We start from the raw sequence: 15,174 nt of genomic DNA on the forward strand, positions 1-15,174 counted from the left end.
CGACGATCGACATCCACGGCTGGACCTTGTCCAGCCTGACCATCACGCCGCCCAACGACGCCAACTTCACGCTGAGCGTGGCGGCCACCGCCACCGATGGCGAGGGCAACCTCAGCACCACCACCACCGCCACCGAGACGGTCACGGTCAACCCGCTGGCGCCGACACTGGCGCCGGTGGCCGAGAGCGGGGTGGAAGGGACGGCGATCGCCCTGAACCTCGGCGCCACGGTCAACGGCCTGGCCGGCGATGGCAACAGTCTCGCTTCGCTGGTGGTCAGCGCGATCCCCGTCGGTGCGACGCTAAGCGATGGCAGCCACAGCTTCACGGCCGACGCGAGCCACAGCTCGGTCGATGTGTCGGGCTGGACGCTCAGCTCGCTGACCATCACGCCGCCTAACGATGCCAACTTCACGCTGAGCGTGGCGGCCACCGCCACCGATGGCGAGGGCAACCTCAGCACCACCACCACCGCCACCGAGACGGTGACGGTCCACCCGCTGGCGCCGACACTGGCGCCGGTGGCCGAGAGCGGGGTGGAAGGGACGGCGATCGCCCTGAACCTCGGCGCCACGGTCAACGGCCTGGCGGGGGATGCCAACAGCCTGGCCTCGCTGGTGGTGAGTGCGATCCCGGCCGGTGCGACGCTAAGCGATGGCAGCCACAGCTTCACCGCCGATGCGAGCCACAGCTCGGTCGATGTGTCGGGCTGGACGCTCAGTTCGCTGACCATCACGCCGCACAACGACACCAACTTCACGCTGAGCGTGGCAGCCACCGCCCGGGATGGCGAAGGCAACCTCAGCGCGACCACCACCGCCAGCGAGGCGGTCAGGGTCAACCCGCTGGCGCCGTCGCTGTCCTGGGCCGCAAGCGCCGCGGGCGTGGAAGGCGCGGCTATCGCGTTGGACAGCCTCGGTGTGACGATCGCGAACCTGGGAGGCGATGCCAATGTGCAGAACAGCTTGACGATCAATGGCGTGCCGCTCAATGCTGTATTGAGCGACGGGCATGGCCATACTCACACGTCGAGCGGCACGAGTGACACCATCGATCTGACCGGGTGGATGCTATCGAGCCTGACGGTCACGCCGACTAACGACGCCAACTTCACGCTGAGCGTGGCGGCCACCGCCCGGGATGGCGAAGGCAACCTCAGCACGACCACCACCGCCACCGAGACGATCACGGTCAACCCGCTGGCGCCGTCGTTGTCCTGGGCCGCAAGCGCCGCGGGCGTGGAAGGCACGGCGATCGCGTTGGGTAGCCTTGGTGTGACGATCGCAAACCTCGGAAGCGACGCCAACGTGCAGAACAGCTTGACGATCAATGGCGTGCCGCTCAATGCTGTATTGAGCGACGGGCATGGCCATACTCACACGTCGAGCGGCACGAGTGACACCATCGATTTGACCGGATGGACGCTATCGAGCCTGACGGTCACACCGACCAACGACACCAACTTTACGCTGACTGCACGGGCCACGGAGAAGGATGCCGAAGGCAACGTCAGCCTCACCACCACAGCCACCGAGGCGGTGACGGTCAACCCGACAGCGCCAACGGCGACATGGCCAACTTCCGTTCACATCAGCAATGGCAACAACCAGACTCTCGGGGCACTTACGGTATCGGTAACTGCCAAGCCCGGCGACACCAACACAATTCAAGCGCTATTGGTTAGCGGGATCCCGAGTGGGACGACCTTGAGCGATGGCGCCGGGCACACCTTCACCGCTGATGCGACCCACGGCTCGGTCGATGTATCCGGCTGGAGCCTGAGCAATCCGCTCCATATTGGCAATGCGCCGAACAACAGTGCTTTTACCCTGACGCTGAGCGCCACAGAACGGGACGCCGAAGGGAATGTCAGTACAACGACAACGGCCACCGAGACCGTACATGTGGGTAATGGCCCAGCCGGCATTGCGGGAAGCGCCATCAACCTGGCGCTAAGCGATCCTACGGCTGACCCGGGCGATACTGTCTCCATCACCATCGCCGGGGTTCCGTCGGGGTGGGTGGTGAGCAATGGGACAGATCTGGGTCATGGCACCTGGACGGTCCAGACTGCCGATCCCACCGCGCTGACAATTACGACGCCGGAAAACTACGCCGGTGCTGCGATGCTCGGGGTAACCGAGACCTGGACGAACGCCGACGGTAGCACAGGTACGGCGACCATCGCGGACAACGTCGAAGCCTACGCGCCAGGCTCGCCGATCTTTGCCTGGTCAGGCACTGACCATCTGACCGGTGCGAACGGAAGCGATCTGTTTGTATTCGCCCAGCCGATCCAGAACGACACGATCCATGCATTCAACGCCGCCATGGACAAGATTGATCTTGTCGGCTTTGCTGGTGTGACGAGCTTCAGCGACGTCCAGGCGCACATGGCTAACGACGCGAACGGCAATGCCGTGATTACCCTGGATTCCGGCGAGACAATTACCGTGGTGGGTGTGAGTACAGCAGCCCTGACCAGCGACAACTTCGTGTTCAACGAGGAGCCGGTCATGAGCAATGCCGGTACGATGGTGGTAAGCGACAGTGCCATGCTGCCTCTGGGCGGAACCATTCTCAACACAGGATCGATCGTATTGAACGCGCTTGGGAACGAGACCGATCTTGAGGTCCTTTCCGACGGCATTACGCTTCGGGGCGGCGGCCAGGTGACGCTGTCGGATAACAGCGGCAATGTCATCTTTGGTACCGCGCCGGGGACCGTGTTCACGAATATCGATAACACCATCTCGGGGGCGGGGCACATAGGTGGCGGGCCGATGACGCTCATAAATGACGGAACCATCATTGCAAATGGACTCAATGCGCTCGAGATCGATACCGGATTGAACAATGTTGTCAATGCCGGCACGCTTGAAGCGACCGGAAGCGGCGGGCTCGTCGTACACGGCAGCGTGACGAATTCCGGCGTCCTGTGGGCGCACGGAGGCAACCTCACGGTCACTGGCGACGTGGACGGCGGAGGTGTCGCCAATATTGATGGGGGCGCAACGCTGGAATACGGCGCGGCTGCAAGTGAGAATACGATGTTTGCAGCAGGGGCAAACGGTACGCTGAAGCTGGATGAGTCGTCGGCGTTCACCGGGACGGTGTCTGGCCTGAGCGACGGCAATCGCCTGGACCTCGCCGATATCCTTGCCGGTCCCGAGACCACGCTCGCCTTTGCCGCCAGCCAGGACGGCAGCGGCGGCACCCTCACGGTCAGCGACGGCACACATACGGCCCACATCGATCTGAAGGGCCAGTACGACCTCCAAGGGTTTCACCTGGCGACCGACAACAGTGGCGGGGTACTCCTATCGTATCTGCTGAACGCAACGTCAACCGGTCACGTATGATATCCGGCGAGGCCTTGACCCGCTCGCGCATTGCCATTGCCATGGCGCGACGCTTGCGCGAGCGGTGGCGGCAGGCCATTCGTCGCTTCCGGTAGCCGCCGTTGTAAGCCGGCAACCTGCTGAAATTCAGTTGAAAGGGGGCACCGACTTCTCATACCATTGAGCAGCTTTTGACAAGTGTCAAGCGAGCGGTCGTGCAGCCTCGGGGGAAGCGCGCATGGAGAAGAACCGGCCCTGGCCAAGACTTGCTGCCATGTGTCTGGCGGCCGTCCTGGTTCCGGCAGCAAATGCGCAGACGCTGCAGGAGGCCGTCGAGCAGGCCGTACGCACGAACCCCGACGTGCTTGCCACAACGTACCACCGCCTTGCGGCTGACCAGGGTCTGAAGCAGGCGCGCGCCGGCTACCTGCCACGCGTCGATGTAGGTGCCGGTATCGGCCGGGAGAGGCTCGATAGCACTGATACGCGTATTCTTGGATTAAGCGAGACCGACCTTACGCGCAAGACTTCCAGCCTTACCTTGACGCAAATGCTTTTTGACGGCTTTGCCGTCAAGAGCAGCGTGGAAGGCCAGAAGGCCCGGGTCGCCTCATCCGCTTATAACGTTGGTGCCACGGCGGAGGATATCGCACTGCGCACCGTGGCAGCCTATCTCGAAGTGCTGAGGCGCGAGGATAATGTGTCCGCTGCCGGCGAGAACCTCCAGGCCCATCAGCGTATCTACGAACAGATCAAAGAGCGTAGCGAGGGCGGGGTTGGCCGTCGCGCCGACCTTTACCAGGCACAGAGTCGCCTGGCATTGGCGCAGGATTACTTGAGGTCTGAAGAGGGAGGCCTGCAAGATGCTCGTACTGCCTATGTGCGGCTGGTGGGCGCGCCGCCAAGCGCTCTGGTCAAGCCGCCGTCACTGGCGCAGGCATTGCCGCCCACCGAAGCAGCGGCATTGAATACCGCCATGACCAACCACCCCGCACTGAAGGCCGCGCAGGCGGACGTCGATGGTGCTGAAGCCCTGCATTCCGCGGCCAAGGCCGGACTATGGCCGCGCCTGGACCTGGAGCTGGCCGTCAATCACGACAGACCGGGTCCGCTCGGGCCCAGCCACGACCGCAGCGCGATGCTGCGCCTGCGTTACAACATCTTCCGGGGCGGAGCCGACGTGGCCCGAATCAGCGAAACAGCCTCCCAGACGCGGGAAGCCGAAGAGGCGCTCAAGCGCACGCAGCGCCAGGTTCAGGAAAGCCTGTCGCTGGCCTTCAATGCATACCTGACCTCACGCGAGCGTCTCACCGTGCTAAAGCAATACGTGAATAGTGGCGAGGCAACGCGCGAGGCGTACGCTTTGCAGTTCAGCGTCGGGCGACGCACGCTGCTGGATTTGCTGAATGCCGAGAATGAGTATTACAACGCGCGCATTACGTACTTGAGCGGACAGTATGCGGAGCTGGCCAGCCAGTACCGCTTGTTTGCCGGCATGGGACAACTGCTCGATACCCTGCAAATCGCATTGCCCATCGAAGCCGCGGCATTGCCCGGTGCACGCTAGGGGGGCAGCCTGCCCCTTGCAGTACGGCGGGCTCAAGACGGCCGGTGTCGAGACCCTGTCCGACCTGGTCAACCGCATCAACGGCCTCGGCGCCGGCTGGGCCCGCTTGATGTCGGCGATCGCCCCTTGATCCATTTCCGACAGTCGGTCGTACATAATGTAGGGAAGGGCAGTGCCATTCGCTCGCGATCAGGTCCGGGTTCTCATCTGGTCGCAGCGGCCAATGGGCGTCGTGGCTATTGGGCCTGCGACCAAGATACGCCCAATCCACTATCATAAGCCTCCCAGTTATGTTGAATCCGTCTAACTGCACATCTTCGATATAAGGCGAGCGCTCGAGGCGTACGAAAGCCTTTCTGCTGCTCAGCCGGAAGAATGGCTCAAAGGCAGTACAAGATGGACGGTCGGCTATTGAAGGGCGGTGCACCTATCGATGCAGCAAGCCTGTCACGCGTCGCTGGAGGGTCGGAGAAGTTCTAGTGGGCGCAGCGCGTGCACAGCGCGTTGGAGCACCCGTATCAAGTCTTCCAGTTCCTCCACAAGGGTTTCGGCCTGTTCGACCAAGGCTGGATCCGTTGCTCCCGAGACGAGACTGGCACCATTGAGAACCGTATGGGCCATGCCATGTAACTGGAGTAAGTCGTCGCGAATGCCTGCTGGCTCGCTGACTCGGGTTCGTATCGTATCGACGAGGTCCACAATGCGCAGGATCTCGCTGGTGTCGAAACTGTCCTGCAGGCGATGCAAGGCATCGGTGTCAACCGGGCCATAAGGGGTCTGGGTGTTAGGCACCCCGATGGTCGGTCAAATTCCCCCACTTGTGGTCACCTCAAACTCCCCCACCGGAAGGGGCGCTGAAGTGATGTAGGCGCCTGGCAGGACGTTACCTTGTTCCCCTCGCATGAAGCAGAGGGGTTGCCGGAGTGAACGTCTTGAAGCCGCATCTACAAGGGGGCGTGGGATAAAGCCGGAAATGACACATATGCCAAGAAGTAATAAAGAACCCGGTCTTTATGCCTTTAGGACGTCGGCTGGACCGGTTTTCTGCCGGCCGACAGCGTCGTGTAGCAGCTTGCGGACCCCTGCCGAGACGCTGTCGGGTAACACACCGCCACGGCGGCTTGCAGCCATGGAGCAATGGCATCGCGACCAGAGCTTCCCCGCCCCGACCAAGGCGCTGCTCGTGCGCAACGTGTTCAGCGGCATCGGGTCCAGAGAAAGCGCGTCAAAACCGCTGCGACTCGTCCATTGGGATCAGGTCGTGTACTGGCTCGATGCGACCAGCGAGACGGCGCGCGCGGAGCGTTTCGCCATCGCGCTCAGAGATGGCATCACCTGCTGTTTCCCACAGACGAAGAGCGACCGCCACTACCTGACTGTGCGGCTTCGAATCGAATCGGCGCGCCGGCCGGTTCCCTGACTCCAACCCAGCGTGATGGCCAGGCAGCGCCGCAGGCTTGGCGTTGCGGCATCGACTGCCTATTCTGGTCAGTTCGAGCGGGTTCCGCGCAACCTCGCAAAGCGGCTTACCGAACAAGTCCACCGATCCCGGATGGGGAGTCCCTTGCCATGGCCAGCATCGAACGAACTGCCTATCCTCGGTTTCCGCGTACCCTCACGCTGAAAGATCTGCAGGCCTCGTTCACTCCGCGCCCAGAGGAAATCGAGTGGGCGCAAGGCTTCGCGCGCACCGCTGAACGGCGTCTCGCGCTTCTGGTCAACCTGAAGTGTTTCCAGTACCTGCGCCACTTTCCGGCAGTAGAGGCGGTGCCCGCCGAAGTCGTCGAGCACGTGTCGGCCTGCCTGGGCATGGCACCGGTTCAGCGCATCACCTATCCCGCTGCGCATACCGCGCTCTATCGCCATCACAAGGTGATCCGTACCTTGCTGGGCATCAAGCCGTATACCGATGCCCAGACGCGCCTCGTCGCGAACCGACTTGCCGAGGAAGCCGCCGGCGTGGTGGACACACGCGTGGACATCATCAACATCACGATCGAGGAACTGGTTCGGCTGGGCTACGAACTGCCCGCCTTCCGGACGCTCGATGAGATCGCGGAACAGGCCCATGCCGTAGCCGAAGCCGCGCTCCATCGCCACATCGAGCGGCGCCTGTCCGCCGACCAGCGCCAATGGCTCGATCAACTGCTGGAAACCGAGTTGCCGGTGCGGCGCTCGCTCTATCAGCAGATCAAGCGATCCGCAAAAAAAGCGACGCGCAAACACCTCGACCTGGTGCTGGACCAGTTGAAGTGGCTCGAATCGCTGCCTGACAGCGACACGCTGCTCGACGGCGTTCCGGCCACCAAATTGAAACACTTGGCCAACGTGGCATCCGTCCTGGACGCCGGAGACATGAAGGACTTCCGGCCCGCCAGGCGACACACGCTGATCCTTGCCTTGATGCGCCAGATGCGCATCGGCGCGCGCGACGACATCGCGGAAATGTTCATCCGCCGCATGGGGGCGATCCACAAGAGTGCCAAGGAAGAACTCACTCTCATCCAGGCGCGCCAGCGCGAATTGAGCGAAGAACTCGTTGCCGCGCTCGAGCTAGTCATCGGCATTCTGGCCGAAGGCCTGGACGACGCCAATACCGGCCAGCGCGTGCGCGAGTTGCTGGCGCCGCACGGCGATCTGGACAAGCTGCAGGCCGATTGCGAAGCGATCCGCGTCTGGAGCGACGGCAATCACTTGCCATTGCTGTGGAAGCCTTTCAAGTCGTGGCGTGCGGCGATGTTCCAGATGGCGAAGGGCTTGCGCTTTTTCGCGGCGACCGAAGACCGCCGACTGCTCAAGGCGTTGGACATCGTGCTGCAGAACGAACACCGCAAGACCGAATGGCTCGCCGAAGAGGTGGACCTGTCGTTCGCCTCCGAGCGCTGGCGAAAGCTGGTGCTCCGTTCGCCGACCTTGGGCAACCCGACGAATCGACGCTATCTGGAGGTGTGCGTGTTTTCCCATCTCGCCAGCGATCTGCGCTGCGGCGACGTCTGCATCGAAGGTTCGGGTAACTTTTCCGACCTTCGCCAGCAGTTGATGCCTTGGGAGGAATGTCAGGCGTTGCTTCAGGACTATTGCGACCGGATCGGTCTAGCGTCCGATGCGCAAGGTTTCGTCGACAACCTCAAGAAGCTGCTGACGGAGACGGCCGAACAAGTCGACAGTGAATTCCCCCAGCATGCCGGCGACGTGACGATCAGCCCGAGCGGCGAGCCTACGCTCACACGCGTCGTGGCGCGCGAAATACCTCCCTCGGCCATTGCCTTGCAAGCCGCCATCGACAGCCGTCTCGTGCCGCGCAACCTACTGGACATCCTCGCCAACATCGAGCACTGGACTGGGTTCACCCGTCATTTCGGGCCGCAGTCGGGCGATGATCCGAAACTGCGCAACGCGCGCGAACGCTATCTGCTTACCGTCTTTGCCATGGGTTGCAACCTGGGCCCCAGCCAGGCGGCGCGACACTTGTCGAACGGCGTGACGCCACATCAACTGTCGTACGTGAATCAGCGCCACATGGGCCTGGAGCAGCTGGACAGTGCTTGCCGTGACCTGACCGAGCTGTATCTGCGCCTTGATTTGCCAAAGCTGTGGGGCGAAGGCAAGAAGGTGGCCGCCGATGGCACTCAGTACGACGTCTACGAGCAGAACCTTCTGGTCGGCATGCATTTCCGTTACCGCCGCATGGGTGCCGTGGCCTACCGGCATGTGGCCGACAACTACATCGCGGTGTTCCGCCACTTCATACCGCCAGGCGTGCTGGAGGCCATCTATGTCATCGAGGGCTTACTGAAAGCCGGCTTGAGTGTCCAGGCCGACACCGTCTATTCGGATACACACGGCCAATCCGAAGCCGTCTTTGCATTTACCTACCTGAACGGCATCCAGCTGATGCCGCGCATCCGCAATTGGAAGGATCTGCGCTTCTACAAGGCAGAGAAGGGCAGCCGCTACAAGCACATCGACCGTCTGTTCAGCGATGTCATCGATTGGCAGCTGATCCGCAGCCACTGGAAGGATCTGATACAGGTGGCGATTTCAATCCAGGCCGGCCGCGTCATGTCGCCAATGTTGCTTCGCAAGCTGAGCCACGAGGGCCGGCACAACCGGCTGTTTGCGGCGGCGCGTGAGCTCGGTCGCGTGCTGCGCACGGTCTACCTGCTGCGCTGGATCTCGCAGAAGGACATGCGGCAGGAAGTAACGGCGACGACCAACAAGATCGAGTCGTATCACGCTTTCACCAAGTGGCTCGACTTCGGCGGAGACGTCATCACCGAAAACGATCTGAACGAGCAGCAGAAGCGCGTGCGCTATATCGATCTGGTGGCCTCGGCCGTGATTCTGCAGAACACGGTCGATATGATGCGGATCATGCAAGAACTCCACGCTGCCGGGAAACCGGTGTCCGCGGCCGATGTCGCCTTCATGAGCCCGTATGGCACGACCGGGGTCAAGCGGTTCGGCAATTACCACCTCGATTTGAAGCGGCCGCCGGAGCCGTGGCTCAAGGAATCCTTGTTCCGCCAAGCCGTGAAACGAGCTCGCGCCGACGCCGGCAATGGTTGAGCAGCAACAACAAACCAGGAGGGTTGATATGAGCGATTCCGACGATACGGTCGAGACGGCCTACGGTTGCCTGGACCGGGCAGCATTGCTGCAAGCGCAGCACACATATGACACCACGAGCCTACTGCGCATAGTGGACGATCTCGATGCCATGTTGGGCGAAGCCCGAGGTGAGGATGGGCTGCGCGATATGCTGCTGCGCCTGCATGGGATGGCGCATACCGTCATCAACGGCGCGGGGATGACAGTCGCGACAGGCGAAGAAAGTTTGCCGGAACTCGCGTTCGACGCGCTATCCGAAGTGCTGCGAATCGTCACGATGCTGCAAGGCTGGCTCCGTCAGATCGAGCCGCTTGAGCAATTGGCACCACGCAATTAGTGCATAAAGGCTGCGCTCTTTATTACTTTTGGGATTATGTGTCATTTCCGGCTTTATCCCGGCATGACCCCGTCCTTGCTCGGACGCCCGCCCGGCAGCGCCCAACGGCTGCCGTCCTTGGAAACCAACAGCAAGCGGTCGCCGCGCGCGCAAACCACCGTGGCCCTAATTTTCGTCTTCATCAGTCGAGCGGAGTAACGTCAGCATTTGGCGCTGATCTTACACGCTGGCCGAGGCGGCTCAGACACCAGCAGGCTGGGGAAAAGCTTTGGTAGGGGTCATCGTACTTTCCGTGCATTTTCTGGCGGTACGCATCGGAAAGGGCGTATATATCAAGAGCTTACAAATACGCGGGCGGCACGTGATTCTTGCCCTGAGAAGCCCTACTACAAGCGAGTCTGCTGTCTGCTACCGCCATTTTTTTTCGGAAAGTACGATGACCCCAAAGAAGGTTAAAGCACAACGTTGCTCTTGTAGTCGCCTATCAGTTCGAGTTTGATCTCCTCAGCGCCGGGCTGCGCCATGTAGGCGATGTTGAGCGTATAGCCGTCGGGCGGCAGGCGCCGTGAGTCGGTGCCGGTTCGGTACTGCCAGTGCCTTGTGGATGTCATAGGTCGCGACTACTCGCTGCCCGGCGAGAAAGCGTAGTCCCGTCCCAGCCATCATGCGATCTCGACGACCACCTTGGTGCGCGCGGTGCCTGCGGTGACGAGTTCATATGCCTGCTCCGCCTGCGCCAGCGTGAAGCGGCGCGGATCGACCACCGGCCGCAATAGCCCGCTTTCCACCAGCCGCGTGGCCTCGCTCATCATCTCGCCGTGATGGGCGCGCAGCTTGCCGGTGAGCAGCGGATATAGTGTGAACACGCCGGAGTAGGTGGCTTCGCGGAACGACAGCGGGGCCAGCGCATGCGTCCCCCAGCCGAGCGCGCTGACCACGTGGCCGAAGTGCTTTACCGCTGTGAACGAGGCATCCAGCGTCGGACCGCCGACGGTGTCGACGACCAGTTCGAAGCCTTCCCCCTGCGTGTGCGCGGCAACGTACGCTTCGACGGGCTGCGCGCGGTAGTCAATGGGCGTTGCGCCGAGTTCGCTCACCAGGTCAAGATCCTTCTCACTGGCCGTGGCAAATACTGTGGCCCCCAGCGCGCGTGCCAGTTGCACCGCGATATGGCCCACGCCGCCGGCGCCGCCTTGCACGAGCACGGTCTGGCCGGCCCGCAGGTGCGCCCGATCGACGATACCGGCATAGGCAGTAATGAAAGCCAGCGGCAGGGCCGCGGCCTCGCGCATCGACAGATTCGACGGCTTGCGGGCCAGCAGGTCGGCGTCGACGGCGGCGTACTGCGCGAGCGAACCCTGCATGCCGCCCACGCCGCCGGTCATGCCGTAGACTTCGTCGCCGGGGCGAAAAGCGGTAACGCCTGCACCGACCGCTTCCACTGTGCCGGCCATGTCAATGCCAAGCACGAGCGGTAGCGGATGTTGCGCATGCGCGGCGGCGCCCGCCCGGATCTTGGTGTCGAGCGGATTGAGGCCGCTGGCACCGATGTGTACAAGCACCTGTCCGGGGCCGGGGTCGGGCCGAGGCAGCGTGGTTGGTTCGAGGGGGCCGTTGTAGTGGTTCAGCACTAGGGCCTGCATGGACATCGTCATCTCCTGTGTTTCCTTTCGGTCGTCACGCCTGGCAATCTTGCATTCCGCGTGTCGTTGGACTCATGATGGCTCATGCGGAATCGCATGGAAATTAATACTTTTGAATGATTGGCAGTCATAAATGCATGACCATAGACTCGAATGGAGCGATGTGCGCATCTTCCTCGCCATCGCACGAGCTGGGACGCTCGGCGGCGCGGCCCGGGTGATCGGCCAGACACAACCGACCATGGGCCGGCGCCTGCGGGCACTGGAAGAGGCGGTCGGGCAGGCCTTGTTCCACCGCACCAGTGATGGCCTAGTGCTGACCGACGAAGGCAGCGCCGTCCTGGTCTACGCCGAGCGCATGGAGGAGGAAGCACTGGGCCTCTCCCGAACGCTGGCCGGACAGGGCAACGCGCTGACAGGTTCGCTGCGTGTCACGTCGTCCGACTGGTTCGGCATGCATGTGCTGACCCCGGTCTTTGCCCGCTTCCTCAAGCAGCATCCGGATGTGTCGTTGGAACTGGTGACGGATTCCCGGCAATACAGTCTGGCGCGCCGCGAAGCCGACCTGGCATTTCGCATCATGCCGTTCGAGGAGCCTGACGTCATCCAGCGCAAGCTGATGCACATGGACTATGCACTGTACGGGCACCGGGATCTCGTGGCGCCTCGTGTCGGCGATGGCGAGGGTGTAGCGCTCATCAGTATGGATACCGCCTTCGGCACGCTGCCCGACGTGGCATGGGTCGGGAGATTGCTGCCCAGGGCACGCATCGTTTATCGCAGTAACAACCGTAGCGTGCAGGCGCGCATGTGCGCCGAGGGCGGTGGCTTCGCAGTGCTGCCGTGTGCGCTGGGCGATGCCACGCCGGACCTGCGGCGCATCGATCTGGGCGAAGCGCCGCCGGGGCGCGATGTCTGGTTTGGCCTTCACCGCGACCTGCGCCGGCTGGCACGCCTGCGGGCGTTGGTAGATCTGACGGTGGCGTGCCTGGGAGAGCGATAGGGGCGCTACGCTATGTCAGACGACACCGCGCCTCGTTTCGCGTCACGGGTTAAAACTCATCGCAGCGGCCGGTGCGCTCGCGATACCTGGCCAGATAGTCGCGCTGGCGCGCCGAGGGCACATCGCGCAGCCGCATGTCAGGCGCGAGCCCGAGCGCTGAGCGATGGGGCGGCAGGCGTGGTTCCTCTGCCTGGAGTAACGATAGAACCGGGGTAGCAGCCCCCAGTATTCATGCGGGTTTCCGGCCGGCGCCCACAAGAAATTCCCGTAAAATCAACAACTTGCTGACTGGGTCATTCCCTGCATCCGCAGGTGTGCCGATTGCGACACGGGCATGGCGGCGGGGGATCGTAAGCCTCCAAAAAAGCTTAGTCGCGGCCGACGGACGGACCGACGCCAAGCCGGGGATATATACCGCTAATGCGCAGGTCTTTGGCACCGTCCTCTGAGCCGCTTTCAAAGCAAAATGGTTATGCCGTACGCCATTGCGAAGGTGAGTCCGACTGGAACGCCGCGGTCGGCATGAGCCGATGCACATAGCGCGCGATGCCCCGCAGATTGATTCCCTCGAGATGGGTCGGACCGATATGCCGAAGGTCCTCAGATCGAGTCGTCTCGCTGCTGATTCTCTCGAGGACGTCCCAACTGCGTTGCATGTGCATCCTATTCCAAGCCATTACTGAATTGGATAGCAAGGTCAAGGACGATGACACTGCCGCCAGCGACGCGTCATGGCGCGCCAGCTCGATCGGTATCTTGCCGGAATGGATCGCCCGCTGGAGAATGTGCACCGCTTCACCGCGGTTCAACACGTGCTGCATCTCATGGCGAAATGCGGTATTCGTGAAATAGTCGATCAGGAAGATCGTACGAAACAACCGTCCGAGATGCATGCCGGCCTCATAGACTGGCTGTCCGCGTGCCGCCACCCCAAAGCGCGAGAGTGCCTGGACTGCGGTGCATTGCCCGCTTTGCACGGACGCCGCAATCCGCACCAGCTCGTCCCAGGCGGACTCAATGAGGCTCAGTCGAACATCTGCATCGGTGACGGCAGCCAGTTCGCCAGGCACATTATGATGCCTGGGAACATGCAGACGTCTGTCGCGCAGGTGGGACAGTCGCGGACAGAGATCGAAGCCCAACAGCCGTGACAGACTCATCGCGAAATCTGTAAAGCCGTGTGTATCCACTGCAAGTTGCGCGACGTCTTCCGAACCGCCTTGTCGGATCACGCCCTCAATCGCTGCGCCGGCCTGGCGCTCGTTGAGCAAAATTGGCTGGTCATAGAATATGCCCCACCGATCGCGAACGTGAGTGTACATCCCGATCGAAGCAGTCCGCCGGCGTGGGTCGGCCCGCGCTTTCCAGACAGAGCGCGTCGTTTCCAACGACATCATGTCTGACGAGGCTAAATCGGAACGCCCCCAATACTGGGCAATCGGGTGCTGATGCATGAAGGTCAGCACGGCTTCAGCCGCGTGGCGCAGCTTCCGTTCATCCGCAACCCGGTGCATCATCTGCCGGATCGCGGGAGGCGATCAGCACATAATCGCCGCCGGGTAAGTTTTGTTAACGATTGAAGCCCCGCCGGCGCCCAACTAAAATGGCCCCCGCGACGCATCCCTTTCCTCACTCCCTTCAGCGTAAGAAGCAATAAGGCACCGGCTGCAGGGTCGCAAAACTAAGAAACGTTACCGACCGCGCAATTCATCTTGGGCGCGCGCAAGACGCGCACTTCAACCGTGTGTGCCAGGCGAGGGAAGCCGACGAGACCTTCCAGCCTCTCTATTACGCCGGGCCCGAGGACGTCGAATACGACGAGTCGGCAGAAAGGTCCCGAAGTCGTACGGCGTTGATTGGGCGCGAGAATTCGTAAGGAAGGCTTGGCGCAGGCGAGAAGCGAACGACACGCAAGAGACAAGGTCTCACCGTCCATGGGATAAGGAAGCGTCTGCACCTGCAGTGACTTCGATGAAGGAGAACGAATTGGCCCCAAAGCAAGAGGTTGAACCCCTTGTCGCGAGCAATGCGACGGACGGACTTGGTCAGATGGAGCTTCCCATCGCTGAGGCGATGCGCGACGCGGATCCCGTCATTGGTGAAGCCAGCGGTGCATGCGTCGGTAGTGGCAGCGCTGACACTCAGGCCCGACGCTTGGACTTCTGGTCGACAAGCCGGGATAGCGGCCCGACGGCAACCGTGTCATATCGGCGCCGGCGGCCTTACGCAGCCCCGGACGCTTCAACGGAAGACGTGGCACCGGAAGAATCGATGGAAGCCGCCGCCTCGGAAGCGTTGACTGAATCTGACGCGCCGGAAGCGCCCATTGAAGCCATGCCCTCGGAAGCGACCACTGAAGCCGTGGCCGAAGCTCCGGTTGAAGTCCTGGCCACGGACGAACCGATGGAAGCTGCCGCCCAGGACGAACTGACCGAAACGGCCGCCCCGGTAGCACCGCTTTACGCCCCAGCTCCGGAAGCGGCGCCTGAAGAGACGCGGGCCCCGAAGCGCGGTCGGAAGCCGAAAGCGCTCACCGAAACTGCCGCTCCGGAAGCAGCGCCGGAAGCAGCGCCGGAAGAGAGGCGGACCCCGAAGCGCGGTCGGAAGCCGAAAACCCTAGCCGAAGTTGCCGCTCCGGAAGTCACGACTCAAGAGACCCCAACCCGGAAGCG

General features: G+C 62.3%; 9 protein-coding genes and 2 pseudogenes. 7 read left to right on the forward strand and 4 right to left on the reverse strand.

Translation table 11 applies throughout. The annotated features are described in order from the left end of the window. Positions 1 to 26: 26 nt before the first annotated feature. Positions 27 to 3,362 carry a beta strand repeat-containing protein gene (locus RM96_RS39650; RefSeq protein WP_238587506.1) on the forward strand — a complete coding sequence of 1,112 codons (3,336 nt, stop codon included), beginning with the start codon at positions 27 to 29 and terminating at the stop codon, positions 3,360 to 3,362. 217 nt (positions 3,363 to 3,579) lie between these two features. Then, a complete protein-coding gene (locus RM96_RS34430) occupies positions 3,580 to 4,908 on the forward strand; it encodes a TolC family outer membrane protein (RefSeq protein ID WP_039016244.1) in 1,329 nt (442 codons plus the stop codon). A gap of 447 nt (positions 4,909 to 5,355) precedes the next feature. Here the strand turns inward: RM96_RS34430 and tnpC (RM96_RS34435) are convergent, their stop codons facing one another. Then, the gene (gene tnpC, locus RM96_RS34435; RefSeq protein WP_039016245.1) at positions 5,356 to 5,700 is read right to left on the reverse strand and encodes a Tn3 family transposase post-transcriptional regulator TnpC; all 345 of its coding nucleotides are present in this window, start codon (positions 5,698 to 5,700) and stop codon (positions 5,356 to 5,358) included. A gap of 337 nt (positions 5,701 to 6,037) precedes the next feature. Between tnpC (RM96_RS34435) and RM96_RS34440 the strand changes: the two genes are divergently transcribed. From RM96_RS34440 to tnpC (RM96_RS34450), 3 genes are all read left to right on the forward strand, one after another. Next, a complete protein-coding gene (locus RM96_RS34440; protein WP_039016246.1) occupies positions 6,038 to 6,328 on the forward strand; it encodes a hypothetical protein in 291 nt (96 codons plus the stop codon). Between the two features lie 149 nt (positions 6,329 to 6,477). Beyond that, complete coding sequence (locus tag RM96_RS34445; protein WP_039016247.1) at positions 6,478 to 9,477, forward strand: Tn3 family transposase; 3,000 nt, start codon at positions 6,478 to 6,480, stop codon at positions 9,475 to 9,477. Between the two features lie 28 nt (positions 9,478 to 9,505). Beyond that, a complete protein-coding gene (gene tnpC / locus RM96_RS34450) occupies positions 9,506 to 9,856 on the forward strand; it encodes a Tn3 family transposase post-transcriptional regulator TnpC (RefSeq protein WP_039016248.1) in 351 nt (116 codons plus the stop codon). 452 nt (positions 9,857 to 10,308) lie between these two features. Here tnpC (RM96_RS34450) and RM96_RS39655 read toward each other — a convergent pair whose 3' ends face one another. Beyond that, on the reverse strand, positions 10,309 to 10,467 hold the full coding sequence (locus tag RM96_RS39655; protein WP_193752577.1) for a hypothetical protein: 159 nt from the start codon (positions 10,465 to 10,467) through the stop codon (positions 10,309 to 10,311). A 51-nt stretch (positions 10,468 to 10,518) separates the two neighbouring features. Further along, complete coding sequence (locus RM96_RS34455; protein WP_039016251.1) at positions 10,519 to 11,505, reverse strand: zinc-dependent alcohol dehydrogenase family protein; 987 nt, start codon at positions 11,503 to 11,505, stop codon at positions 10,519 to 10,521. Between the two features lie 127 nt (positions 11,506 to 11,632). Between RM96_RS34455 and RM96_RS34460 the strand changes: the two genes are divergently transcribed. After that, positions 11,633 to 12,502, forward strand: a complete 870-nt coding sequence (locus RM96_RS34460) for a LysR family transcriptional regulator (protein ID WP_039016249.1) — start codon at positions 11,633 to 11,635, stop codon at positions 12,500 to 12,502. 470 nt (positions 12,503 to 12,972) lie between these two features. Here the strand turns inward: RM96_RS34460 and RM96_RS34465 are convergent. Beyond that, positions 12,973 to 14,040, reverse strand: a pseudogene (locus RM96_RS34465) (Tn3 family transposase); the annotation flags it as partial. A 433-nt stretch (positions 14,041 to 14,473) separates the two neighbouring features. Here RM96_RS34465 and RM96_RS34470 point away from each other — a divergent pair. Further along, positions 14,474 to 15,174 (forward strand): annotated as a pseudogene (locus tag RM96_RS34470) (H-NS family nucleoid-associated regulatory protein); the annotation flags it as partial.

It is taken from the genome of Cupriavidus sp. IDO, assembly GCF_000812465.1.
Classification (GTDB): Bacteria; Pseudomonadota; Gammaproteobacteria; order Burkholderiales; family Burkholderiaceae; genus Cupriavidus.

Bases quoted from the DNA above. Each gene is read 5' to 3' on its own strand.
- tnpC (WP_039016248.1), top strand. From the start codon at position 9,506: ATGAGCGATTCCGACGATACGGTCGAGACGGCCTACGGTTGCCTGGAC.
- RM96_RS34445 (WP_039016247.1), top strand. From the start codon at position 6,478: ATGGCCAGCATCGAACGAACTGCCTATCCTCGGTTTCCGCGTACCCTC.
- RM96_RS34430 (WP_039016244.1), top strand. From the start codon at position 3,580: ATGGAGAAGAACCGGCCCTGGCCAAGACTTGCTGCCATGTGTCTGGCG.
- RM96_RS34460 (WP_039016249.1), top strand. From the start codon at position 11,633: ATGCATGACCATAGACTCGAATGGAGCGATGTGCGCATCTTCCTCGCC.
- RM96_RS34440 (WP_039016246.1), top strand. From the start codon at position 6,038: ATGGAGCAATGGCATCGCGACCAGAGCTTCCCCGCCCCGACCAAGGCG.
- RM96_RS34455 (WP_039016251.1), bottom strand. From the start codon at position 11,505: ATGTCCATGCAGGCCCTAGTGCTGAACCACTACAACGGCCCCCTCGAA.
- RM96_RS39655 (WP_193752577.1), bottom strand. From the start codon at position 10,467: ATGACATCCACAAGGCACTGGCAGTACCGAACCGGCACCGACTCACGG.